The following is a 12590-nucleotide window of genomic DNA, read 5'->3' as shown; positions in this document are numbered from 1 at the left end:
AAAATGCTGTCTCGACAACTGCTATTTTACCGTAATCCCCAGAGGTTAAGCTCTCCAGCCCCTTCCGTTTTTTTAAACCGGACAGCAGTGAGCCAGACTAAATATATGCCTGCTCGTTTGAGGATATTTATCGATTTTATTCAGGATAAACTGGTGCAATCGTAAACACTGGAACATAAGTTTTCTCATCAGAACCAGACATTACAATATTCTCCAGTCAACGGCCGGAGAATATTGAAATGCTTTTTTTCAGATATGTAACACCCGGCATAGCTGGGCGCTCTTTTATCAGCTTGTTATTATTTGCTTACCGATCTTTTGTGCCTGAACTGTTGCCGGTTTTTTCACTATTGATTCAATGGTTTTATCCAAATCAATCTGATGCGTGGTATCTTCCTTGCCTGCATTACTCAGCTCAAATGAACGTCGTTTGCTCATCAGGCGAAATGCGGGAGGAACAAAGTAGAAGGAGAGCAGGGTCGTCAGTACGGTTCCACCTGCAATAGCCACTGCAAATGGAGGCCAGAAGCCACCACCGGCCATAATCAATGGCAGAAAACCGCCCACGGTGGTGATTGTCGTGGAGCTGATATGGCGACCACAGCTCATCACTGCATTTACAATCGCTTCGTTGTCGCCATGAATGGCTTTTGCATCCGCTTTAAGCTCTGCCAGGATCACAATGGCTGCGTTAATCGCCAGTCCCATCAGACCCAGCAAGCCGATAATAACGGTGAAGCCAAACGGGTAACTGAAAGCATAGACACTTAGAAGTCCAAGCCCTACAGACTGAAATGCTGCCAGAAAGATCAGGATACTCATTCGGAATGAGTTAAAGGAGAGTACAACAACGGTCACCAGCAGCGAAGCGATAACGCCGATACTGGCCAGCAGATTACCGACGGCATCATTACGTTTAGCAGATTCTCCGCCAATCTCCATGCGGTAGCCTGCTGGCAGGATAAATTCTGCCTGAGCCAGTTTCTCCTGATAACGCTTCAGTACTGTAGCCGGTAAAACACCAGAGCGAATATAGCCTTCGATGACATTTACTCGTTCTCCATTCCGGCGAGGAATTGCTCCCCGGCTGGGCCTTAATTCCGCTGTAGCCAGTGCCGACAGAGGGATATTACCGTCAGTGCCAGGTACACTGATGCTGAGGTCTGTCAGATCAGCCAGATCCTGACGCTGATCATTACCAACACGAACCCTTACCGGAATAGATTCTGTGGTCTGGATAATCGTCCCTTGTGTCACTCCCTGCAGATTCTGTTGTAACTGAGCAGAAATTTCGGTCAGACTCAGACCGCTGATACGGCTTGCGTCTTCGTTAATGTTCAGCCATACCTTTGGCGTTCCCGGTTGCAAAGTGGCACGGGTATGAATCACTTCTGATGTTTCAGCCAGTATCTGACGTGCCTGAACGCCCAGAGTTTTCAGGGTGTCCAGATTCGGGCCATAGAATCTGAGCTCAATCGGCGCATTAAACGGGGGGCCCTGTTCCAGCTTACGCACCAGAATCTGTGCTTGTGGGAAGCTGTCATCCAGCTTCTGCTGTAACTGGGGGATCATTCGGTTTGCTGCTGCAAAGTCTGATGCAGTGATCATGCCCTGAGCATAGTTCTGGGCACCCCGCTGATTGGGTACCAGATTATAGTAGAACGAGGGCGCGTTATTGCCGATAAACCAGCGTATATGCTGAATATCTGTTTCTTGCTCCAGTACTTCATCCAGAGCCTCAGTCATGCGCTGAGTTTGCAGAATACTGGACTGTGCAGGCAAATAGAGTTCGATCTGGAACATATCCCGGTCAGAAGGCGGGAAAAACTGTTCAGTCAGCTTTCCTGCTGAGATAAAACCTGCCAGAGGCATCGCAAATACCAGAATCAGGCTCAACAATGGGAAACGCAGACTCAGGTTCAGGGACTTGCGGAACAGGGATGAAATCCAGCGTCCCTGAATACCACTCTGATACCAGCTGCCACGACCGGATAAGCGACTAAGAAAACGACCGGATAGCGCTGCAACCAGGGTGTGCGAAATAATATAAGAGCCGATCAGAGAGAAGATAACGCTCAGTGCGATGCCTCCGACAAACTCACCGGCAGGTCCTGGCATCAGTACAATCGGCATAAAGGCCAGCACGGTTGTCAGGGTGGAGCCCAGCAGAGGGAGCCATAAATGGTGCAGTGAACTCATCACAGCCTGAATAGCCTGCTCACCCTGTTGTCGGCGCTGCTGAATAGAATCCGCCATCACAATGGCGTTATCTACCATAATGCCCAGTGCGACAACCAGACCTGTGACCGACATCTGGTGAATTGGCAGGCCAAAATATTTCATGCAGCTCAGGGTAAAGAGTACCGTCAAAGGCAATGCTGCTGTTACTACCAGTGCTGAACGCCAGCCCAGGGTAAAGAACAGGACAATAGCAATCAGAGCAAAACCGACCAGAACATTATCGACCAGTTCTCCCAGACGGGTTGCGGTATAGCTATCCTGGTCAAACAGTACTTCAGTGCTGATATTAGAGGGTAATTCCGTCTGGAACTGAGTCAGAATATCACGGACATCAGTGCTCCACTGATCAATACGACGTTCTGGCAGCATGCGTGCGGCGACGACGACGGCATGCTGGCCATCGACAATCGCAATTTCAGACGCTGGCCATTTCAGTTTATGTGAGACTTCTGCCAGATCTTCCAGTCGAAGCACAAAGCCATTGCTGTCCGTCAGCAGTGGAATGCGACGAATACGATCAATGGAATCCAGCGCACCGGTCAGTTCCACTTGTAGCTGGTTATTGTCGTTAATTAGCTGGCCCGCACTGACTTTTGCGTCGGCCTGGCCAATACGCTGGGCAATGGCTGCCGGAGCCAGTTGCAGATGACCGGCTAAGTCCGGGTCCAGTTGCACCAGAATCTCTTCTTCTGGTTCACCATGCAGCTCTGTAAAGTCGGTGCCGGGTACGGTGAGAATGCGATTCTGCAGTGCCTCGGCATAACGGCCTAATACTGCGGCATCCAGTTCGCCTGGTCCCTGCCATTTCAGTGCAATGAGGGTGGTAAATGCATAGCCGTGATCATCATCCAGTGTCGGAGCGATCACGCCCGGAGGCAGCTCTGGTGCAACATCATTAATTAGGTCTCTGACCCTGGACCAGATAGGGGTGGTATCGGTAATACTATCTTTCAGTTCAATACGCACCACAGAGATTCCGGGACGGGAAGTGGAGGTGATCAGTTTGATCTCAGATAGCTTGCGCAGCTTGTTTTCTACTTTTTCACTGACCAGGGCTTCAGCCCGTTCCGCACTGGCTCCGGGAAAATAGGTCACAACACTGGCTACCCGGTTGGTGATTCTGGGGTCTTCCGCACGGGGCAGGGTACTGAGAGCACCCAGACCAGCCACAATCATCAGGATGATGATCAGAGACAGGATGCGACCATTACTGACAAATTGACGCATCATGATTTAATTCTCCTCTTGTAATGCAAGGTTTGCTTCAGGCACATCGCCAGAAAGCCCCGGATGTTGCATAGACAAGGTCTGTTCAGGATTAATGCGCACGGACTGGCCTGGCACCAGACGATGCAGACCTGCAGACAGAATCTGTTCGCCATCCTGAATCGCGCCTGAGATATAGGCTTTATCTTCGGTGGCGTGCAGTACCTGAATATTACGGCTTTGCAGCGTATAAACCGCTTGCTCCGGATTGGTATATTCGCTCTCTGCCGGAGATAAAGCGTAAACATTCCACATACCACGAATCCCATCAGTCAGGGCACTCATTGGCACCCAGTAGCCCTCGGCTTTAAAGGATTCATTCAACGTCAGATAGGCCAGCTGCCCATTCACTGCCGAAATATAAGCTGGAAGCTGGAAGCGGGCGGATACAGTACGTGTTGCCGGGTTTACATCTGCGCCTAAAGCCAATAGCTGAGCGGGAAAGCGTTTACCGTGAATTTCCAGAGCAGGTTTAAGGTCAGAGGTGTGATCTTGATCCACCAGGCTATCAGCGAGGCGAACAGGAATACCAATACGAACTTCATTATTACCCTCCTGAAGAAGCTGGAAAACCGGTGTACCTGCATTAACCACGGTGCCTGAGTCCTGCATACGCTGGCTTATACGGGCAGAGAACGGGGCATACAAACGGGCTTTATTGATACGAATCTGATTGGCATCCAGTGCTGCTCTGACCCGAAGACGGCTGGCCAGCAGGACCTTCTGTTGCGACTGAAGCTCATCCAGACTCTGAGTGGAGGTAAAGCCGTTCTGTTTAAGCTGACGCAGACGCTTCAGATTAGCCCGGGTCAGATTGAGCTGAGCCTCTGTTTCACTGAGTTGGGCTTCCAGCTCTTTGCGCTCTACTTTTAATAACTCGGTATCCTGAGATGCCAGCAGATCGCCTTGCTGAACAAAATCTCCTTCATCAAACATCAGTTCAGATATTTTTCCTGCCTGCTCGAAACCCAGGGCAGCGTTTTGTTTTACCTGAACTTTTCCAACAAACCGGCGCTCAACAGAGTAACTGTTTAACTGATTAAGCTGTACACTCTGGGCCTGATGGTAATATGGCTGATCAGATGAACTGCTCTGATTATTTTTTTCTTCGGCATTTGTCGGAGAACAACCACTACTGAATACCAGAGGCGGTAAAATCATCAGAACAGCCAGTGACTGTCTGAAACCTGAGTGAAGTGGTAGCGTCTTCATGATGTGTTCCTGCAGTATTTGCTATAATGGACTGTACGGTCTAGTCTAGATTTATAAGACTGGACTGTCCAGTTTGATTTTGCTTTGAGGTAACAATGAACAAACCTGTTTCCCGCAGTGAAGAGAAGAGAGCCAGTATTCTGGCTGCAGCAAAAGACCTGTTTTCAGCGCAGGGTTTTACGGCGATAACGATGGATCAGATTGCTAAAGCTGCCGGAGTGTCCAAGCAAACGGTATACAGCCATTTTGGTAATAAAGATGATCTGTTTGCGGCAGCCATTGAGCAAAAATGCATAGCATTAATGCTTCCGGGCAAAGATCTGCCTGATGAAGTGACAGCCCGTGAAGCACTTGAAATGGTTGCCGTGCGTTTTACCGTATTAATTCTGTCTGATGATTCGATTCAGGTGCACAGAACCTGTGTCAGTGAGGCGCTGACAAATCCAGAAGTTTCCCGGATTTTCTATCAGACCGGGCCATCAAAGGTCATTCATGACGTCTCTGTGATTCTTGCTGAATTGGCGCAAAGAGGTTTGCTGAGCATAGATGACCCTCATTTTGCAGCATTGCAGTTTCTCTATATGCTGCATGGCGAAGCGCGAATGCACAAAGAGTACAACATTGAATCGAATCTGACCGATGAGGATATTCAAAAATATACGCACAGCTGCATTGATATGTTTTTGCGCGCCTATGCTCCCTGATCTGAAAGAGCAGAATGAACGCATTGCCCTGAATAATCCTTGAAAGAGTGATGTCTTCTGAACTAATTGATCTATAATGGTTTTCTCTAAATTAATAGATTTAATTCAGCATATAGATTCAGGGAGCAACAGGTGAATACATCGTTCGGTTTTGATCTGAAATCACTGGAGGTTTTTGTTCAGATAGTGGATACCGGCAGTATGACACGGGCAGGGCAGAGACTGGGTATGAGTCAGTCATCTGTATCCCAGGCCCTGGCTGGACTGGAGACTTCGTTAAGGGTCGAGTTGCTGGATCGCAGTGTCCGCCCTATGGAGCTGAGTGGAGCCGGGCGTTACTTTTATGACCGGGCACGGTCTTTACTGCAGGAGGCTCGTTTAACCAGCCAGGAAATGCGTAAAGCCGATTACAACATGCTGCGTCATGTCCGTCTGGCGATGGTGGACTCTATTATATCGGCGGTGGGGAAATCGCTGGTGGATGTCGTACGTCAGCGCACCCAGAGCTGGAGTATGATCACCGGACAATCCCATCTGCATGCCCATATGCTGGTGAGTCGTCAGGCCGACATTATTATTTCTGATGATCCGGTGGATACATACGATGAGCTATTACGACATCCGATTCTGCGGGAGCCTTTTGTTCTGGCTGTGCCCAATGATTATGAAGGTAGTAGTGACCTGGCAGAAGTGATCCGGGCGTATGATTTTATCCGCTACAGTGCAACTTCTTTGATTGCTCAGGATATTGAGCGTTATCTTCGACGAAACCAGTTTGAACCGGCCCAGCGTTTACAGCTGGATAACTCCTTTGCTGTGGTGTCCGCTGTATCGTCAGGTATTGGCTGTACGATCACATCGCCATTATGTCTTTTCCAGAGTGGTATTCGCCAGCATGGTGTAAAGCTGTTGCCATTGCCTGAGCCTTTTTATCGCAATATTACTCTGGTTGCCCGTCAGCATGAGCTGGGGGATCTGCCTGGTATGATTGCCGGAGATTGTCGCCGGATTCTCGATAATAGTTTCCGCTCTGAAATTACCGACGAATATGAATGGTTGCGTAATGAGATTGAAACGGGCTGATTGCAGAGATATTAATCTCTGCCAATTGAACAGAGGGCATCCTGATATGGCTAGTCTGGCATTGGCCGTCTGGAAGCCTGACGCTATTTTGCCTGTCTGTTATCTGCCTGTTTTTGGGTGTTGGGTAAATAACTTTGCTGAAGGACTTCGCTCTTATCAGATCTCATAGTCCGGGCCTGGAACTAATATTATGATTAATTACAGGTTTTATTTTTTCACACTAAAGCACAGATAGCGACTGGCACAGTCTTTGAGTGTTAATTCTCAGCGGCAGCCAATACGTATCATCCTGGTTGAGTTCTTGCACCTTTTTGGTTCTTTTGGCTGCACCTGATGCCCCAAATAAGGGAATGACTCAGCGAAGGGGATGGTATGTCAGAACTCTATTGGTTGTTGATCTCTTCTGCACTGGTATTTTTGATGCAGGCTGGCTTTCTCTGTTTAGAAAGTGGTCGAATCCGTAGCAAAAACAGCATTAATGTTGCGGCAAAAAATATCTCCGATTTTATTGTCTCAAGCACACTATTCTGGTTGTTTGGCTTTGCCTTTATGTTTGGTGACTCCCTCAGTGGTCTGGTGGGTGCCAGCAATTTTTTCTTTGGTGATGCGGCCTTTCAATCAGGTGCTTCCAGTTCGGTTACGCCCTGGCAGATCAGTTTTTTCCTGTTCCAGATGATGTTTTGTGGTACCGCTGCAACGTTAACGTCCGGTGCAGTGGCAGAGCGAATGACTTTCAAGGGATATCTGGTGGTTACCCTTATTCTGAGTGCCTTTATCTATCCTGTTGTAGGTCACTGGGTATGGCGAGGTATCTATAATTCCGGAGAGCAAATTCAGGAAGGCCAGCTTGGCTGGCTGGAGGCAATCGGTTTTATCGACTTTGCCGGTTCTACCGTCGTGCATTCTGTTGGCGGCTGGGTGGCCTTAGCTGCGATTATAGTGATTGGACCAAGACTTGGTCGTTTTGATCACAGTGACCGTATACCACAGGGGAGCAACCTTCCTTTATCCGCATTGGGTGTATTATTAATCTGGTTAGGCTGGTTTGGTTTTAATGGTGGCAGCACTCTGAGCCTGAATCGGGATGTGCCTGTTATCCTGCTGAATACCTTTTTATCGGCTGTCTGGAGTGGTCTCTTTGCCGGTGCGATCAGTTACTATAAAGAACGCTTTTTTGATGTAGGCGATGTGCTCAATGGTGTCATCGCAGGTCTGGTAGGTATTACCGCGGGGTGCCATCTGGTATCGCCTTCAGAGGCTGCTATTATCGGTGCTATTTCCGGTTTGACTGTGTACTGGGGACGACGCCTGATGACTCATTTCAGACTGGATGATGCACTGGATGTTGTGCCTGCACACCTGTTAGCCGGTATCTGGGGTACCCTGAGTGTCGCATTGTTCGGTGATCTGGCCACAGGTGTAACACGATCGGAACAGTTTTTTATTCAGTTACTGGGTATTACATCAATTGGCATCTATTGCTTTGGTGTTGGCTGGGGGCTGATGGTTTTAATAAATAAAGTGATTCCTTTACGGGCGTCTGAGCAACAAGAGGAAGACGGCCTGAATGTCGCGGAACACAATGCAACTACAGAATTGTTTGATCTGCTGCGTGTAATGCAATATCAGGAAGACAAAGGTGATTTTTCTCAGCCAGTGCCGGAAGAGCCCTTTACTGAAGTAGGGCAGATCGCCCGGAAATATAACCAGGTGATTAAACGGGTTAATCAGGAGATTGGTGAGCGTGATCAGGCTCTGAGCTGGTTCCGAGAAAGTGAGATGCGCAAGACTGCGATACTCAATTCCTCTATGGACTGTATCGTTACCATTGATAATCAGGGCAATATTATCGAGTTTAACCCGGCGGCTGAACGCACTTTTGGCTGTTTAAAAAAGCAGGTGAGAGGCAATAGCTTTATTGAGCACTTTGTACTGGCCAGAGATCAACAGTGTATTCGGGACAGCTTAGCGGTTGGTTTTTCATCTTCTAACGGTTTAGTGCTGAATCGCAGAAACTCATTTTTCCTGCAGCGGGATGCCGATAATTTCTTTCCGGCAGAGATTGCTATCACCAGGGCTCATGGTGAACAATCTGATTTTGAAGAATTCACTCTGCATATTCGCGACGTTACCCGTCAGCAAAAACTACAAGAGCGGTTACGCTTCTTAGCCTACAGTGATCCGTTAACCAGCCTCTATAACAGAACGTATCTGGTGGAGCAGTTAGGCCATGCTCTGGATCATGCGGACAAAAAACAAAGCCAGGTAGCGCTGCTGTTTTTAGACCTGGATAAATTTAAGAATGTGAATGATACCCTGGGCCATAAAGCCGGAGATGAGCTGCTATGCGAAGTCGCGCGCCGGTTAACAGAGGTGTCCGATGAAATCGATGTCATCGCCCGATGGGGAGGGGATGAATTTGTCTTTATGATGGCAGGGCAATTCACTGAAGAAGCCGCCAGAGCCAAAGCTGAAAAAATCCTGAATGTGATGCGTGAACCGGTACAACTGGGCGAACATAGTCTGAAAATTCCGACCAGTATCGGTATCGCCCTGGCCAGAGATGACGACAAACCGACACAACTCCCTGACGGTGATAAGCTGATACAGCAAGCTGATATAGCTATGTACTGGGCCAAACAGAATGGAAGAGATAATGCTCAGATGTTTGCTGAAGAGATGGCCTGTGCGGTGACCAGACAATTTGCTTATGAGCAGGAGATCGGACAGGGGTTGAAACAAGGGCAGTTTTACCTTGTTTATCAGCCTAAAGTGTTCCAGTCCCCGGATCAGATTACTGGTCTGGAGGCGCTGATTCGCTGGCAGCATCCTGAAAGAGGGTTGATACCACCAGGTGACTTTATTCCGGTGGCCGAGGAATCCTCTGTGATTATCCCTGTCAGCGAGTGGGTGATTGATCAGGCTCTGAAACAACTGGCTCAATGGCAACAGGCCGGGCTGGATATAGTACCTGTGGCAATTAATCTTTCAGGACGGCATCTGATTTCTGATGCTTTGCTGCCCTATGTGGCTGAAAAGCTTAAGCATTATCAGATTGCAGGCGAGTTGCTGGAGTTTGAAATAACCGAAGGCGTATTACTGCAGGATATTCATCGTTGTATCGAAGTAATGACGGCTCTGAAAGCGATGAATATCAGGATCTCAGTGGATGACTTTGGAACAGGTTATTCTTCATTAAGTTATCTGAAGCGCCTGCCACTGGATATTCTGAAAATAGACCAGTCTTTCGTAGAAGAATGTGATACTTACTCTGAAGATTACAAAATTTGTGAAACCATTATACACTTGGCAACTAATCTGGATCTGGTGACTGTTGCAGAGGGCGTAGAGACTGCAGGCCAGGCTGACACTCTGACAAGTCTGGGGTGTCAACTGTTTCAAGGGTATCACTTCTATAAACCTGTTTCCCCGGATAAGGTAGAGTCCCTTTTGCAACAAAACAAACTGGATAGGGCATGTTTACCCCAAAAGATACAAGGTTTCCAGCAAGTGCTTGAAGCTTAGCCTGAATTAATCTACCCCTCTGGGGCTATTTTTCTCTTACTTACGGCATCATGATTTAAGCCTGTAAACAACAGCGAATGCCTCTGGTGTCCACGCCTTTCGAAGCCATCTCCTTAAAGAGCTATTCTGCCATTGCTGACACGATGGCAGATCTATCCTGAGCATCTTTAATTGATCTGTATTGACTTGAAAACTATTAACATGTTAACTATTAAGTCATTAATATGTTAATTATTTCAGACACAAATACACACTTGTACAAAAATCTTTCGATATTTTCTGGCCAATGGCTGAAAAATAAAGTTATCGGCCAAAGAGAAGTTTCTGTATGAGTGCTTGATACTGATTTACTGCTAAACAAGGAGCATGTCGTGCAATATCATCTGAATGGCTTTAAGCCTGGTAACTATCAAGTCCCTGATGCTGCTCGTAAGCCTTACCCTGATCCTCCGGTTCTGGATCTGCCAACTCAGGTGGATGTGCTGATTATTGGCACTGGCCCGGCAGGTTTGACCATGGCACGGCAAATGTCTGAGTTTGAAGATATCAAAACCTGTATTGTTGATATGGCTCCGGGCCCACTGCTTTTTGGCCGTGCTGATGGTATCTCATGCCGTACTATGGAAATCATGGAAGCATTTAACAGCAGCGAGATGGTGGTAAAAGAGACTTATCAGCTGAAACAGAACACCTTCTGGGAGCCGGATGCGGAAAACCCGCAAAATATTAAACGCACCGAGAAGATTGCTGATGCTCGTGCCGGGCTGTCTGAGTTTACCCACGGTATCGTAAACCAGGCCCGCCTCCATGAACTCCTGACTGACGGTATGCGTGATTCCATCACTCATCTGGAGCCACACTACAGTCGCGAGTTGGTAGAAATGGAAATCGACGACAGCCTGACACAGGATCTGGATGCTTACCCGATTACCGCGACATTCAAACGTACGAATGAAGAAGGTAACGGCAGAGTCGAAACCGTTAAAGCACGCTATGTGGTGGGCTGTGACGGTGGCCGCAGCCGTGTCCGTAAGAGCATGGGTATTGAGCTGCAGGGTGACTCGGCCAATAAAGCCTGGGGCGTGATGGATATCCTGCTGAATACTGACTTCCCCGATATCCGTGTAAAGAGCTTTATTCAATCCAAAGACTACGGTGCTGTGATGACTATTCCTCGGGAGGGTGGTTATCTGTGTCGTTTCTACGTTGAGCTGGACCTGCTGGGTAAAGACAAACGTGCCAGTGATGTAAAACTGACCGAAAAAGACCTGATCGCCAAAGCACAAAAGATTTTCCAGCCGTACACGCTGGATGTGAAAGAAGTCGCCTGGTGGTCGATCTATGAAGTGGGACAGCGTATTGCAGAGCGTTTTGATAACCGTCCTGCAGGTAGCCCTGAAGATGTAACGCCACGTGCTTTTGTGGCTGGTGATGCTTGCCATACTCATAGCCCGAAAGGTGGCTGGGGACTTAACACCTCTCTTCCGGATACTTTTAACCTGGGTTGGAAACTGGCATCTGTACTGCGCGGTCAATGTGATCCTAAACTGCTGCACACTTACGAAACTGAGCGTCGTAAAGTAGCGCAACAGCTGATTGATGCGGACCGTGAGCTGTCTAAACTGGTAGCAACACGTCCAGCCGCAGGTGATGATTCTGATCAGGCCCGTGTGGATACGGCTCAGATCGAAGCCTTTATGAAGCGTCAGAGCGGTTTTGTATCCGGTACTTCGATTGAATATTTCCCGTCATACATCTGTACAGGTCAGGAAAATCAGGCGCTGGCATCAGGCTTTAAGATTGGTCAGCGTTTCCATTCTGCCGAAGCCCAGCGTACTGCAGACGGTCGCATTCAGCATCTGGGACATCTGGTTAAAGCAGATGGTCGCTGGCGTTTATTTGTCTTTGGTAGCGAACAAGCACCAACAGACACGGCTTCAGATGCTTATAAGCTGATTGACTTCCTGGCAAATGATGCCGACTCACCCGTGGTGAAATACACGCCAGAAGGTGCAGATATCGATTCTGTCATTGATACCTATGGGATCTTCCAGCAGCAAGATCTGTCTATGCATGATCTGCACAAATACCTGTGGCCTGCAAAAGGCAAATATGGCCTGCACGACTATGAAAAGGTATTCCAATCCCAGATTGGAAATGATATCTACGATCTGCGTGGCGTAGACCGTACCAAAGGCTGTGTTGTTGTTGTTCGTCCTGATCAGCATATTGCAACCATCCTGCCTGTGGATGCTCATGCTGAACTGGCGAAGTTCTTTGATCACTTTATGATTGAGCAGAACAAAGCGTAGCGATTAAGAGAAAGCCTGTTCACTGGGAGAAGACTCCCAGTGAACAGGCTTGAGTGTCTGGCTTGTTTCCAAAGTATCCCCCGCCAATCTGAGGGCATATCATTGCGGACATAGTTCTTTCCGTGAAATATTCCAATCATGAATAACCCTTCCACTTAAATAGTCAGCCCTGAAAAGCCCTTAATAGACTGTTTTTAAAACAAATTAGCTATTCAGGCATGGATCATTTCGACCAGGAGCGGTAAGC

Annotated in this window: 6 protein-coding genes; 4 read left to right on the top strand and 2 right to left on the bottom strand. The window is 48.1% G+C overall.

Annotation, left to right across the window (positions count from 1 at the left end; translation table 11 throughout):
- Positions 1-288: 288 nt before the first annotated feature.
- Complete coding sequence (locus H4O21_RS23650) at positions 289-3471, bottom strand: efflux RND transporter permease subunit (protein ID WP_182812192.1); 3183 nt, start codon at positions 3469-3471, stop codon at positions 289-291.
- A gap of 3 nt (positions 3472-3474) precedes the next feature.
- A complete protein-coding gene (locus H4O21_RS23645; RefSeq protein ID WP_182812189.1) occupies positions 3475-4719 on the bottom strand; it encodes an efflux RND transporter periplasmic adaptor subunit in 1245 nt (414 codons plus the stop codon).
- A 95-nt stretch (positions 4720-4814) separates the two neighbouring features.
- On the opposite strand from H4O21_RS23645, the gene H4O21_RS23640 reads away from it, so the two are divergent.
- From H4O21_RS23640 to H4O21_RS23625, 4 genes are all read left to right on the top strand, one after another.
- A complete protein-coding gene (locus H4O21_RS23640) occupies positions 4815-5423 on the top strand; it encodes a TetR/AcrR family transcriptional regulator (protein WP_182812186.1) in 609 nt (202 codons plus the stop codon).
- Between the two features lie 132 nt (positions 5424-5555).
- The gene (locus tag H4O21_RS23635; protein WP_182812183.1) at positions 5556-6506 is read left to right on the top strand and encodes a LysR family transcriptional regulator; all 951 of its coding nucleotides are present in this window, start codon (positions 5556-5558) and stop codon (positions 6504-6506) included.
- Positions 6507-6878: 372 nt separating this feature from the next.
- Positions 6879-10031: an ammonium transporter gene (gene amt / locus H4O21_RS23630; protein ID WP_182812180.1), complete on the top strand. Its 3153-nt coding sequence runs from the start codon at positions 6879-6881 to the stop codon at positions 10029-10031.
- A 371-nt stretch (positions 10032-10402) separates the two neighbouring features.
- Entirely contained in the window at positions 10403-12343 is a 1941-nt protein-coding gene (locus tag H4O21_RS23625) for an FAD-dependent monooxygenase (protein ID WP_182812177.1), read from the top strand.
- Positions 12344-12590: the final 247 nt, after the last annotated feature.

Origin of the sequence: Oceanospirillum sediminis, assembly GCF_014164585.1 — a bacterium.
Lineage (GTDB): Bacteria > Pseudomonadota > Gammaproteobacteria > Pseudomonadales > Halomonadaceae > Oceanospirillum > Oceanospirillum sediminis.
Note: the sequence above shows the minus strand (reverse complement) of the source record. Positions and strands in the feature narration are given on the sequence as shown.

Coding starts and splice junctions, on each gene's coding strand:
- H4O21_RS23650 (WP_182812192.1), bottom strand. CDS start 3,471: ATGATGCGTCAATTTGTCAGTAATGGTCGCATCCTGTCTCTGATCATC.
- H4O21_RS23645 (WP_182812189.1), bottom strand. CDS start 4,719: ATGAAGACGCTACCACTTCACTCAGGTTTCAGACAGTCACTGGCTGTT.
- H4O21_RS23640 (WP_182812186.1), top strand. CDS start 4,815: ATGAACAAACCTGTTTCCCGCAGTGAAGAGAAGAGAGCCAGTATTCTG.
- amt (WP_182812180.1), top strand. CDS start 6,879: ATGTCAGAACTCTATTGGTTGTTGATCTCTTCTGCACTGGTATTTTTG.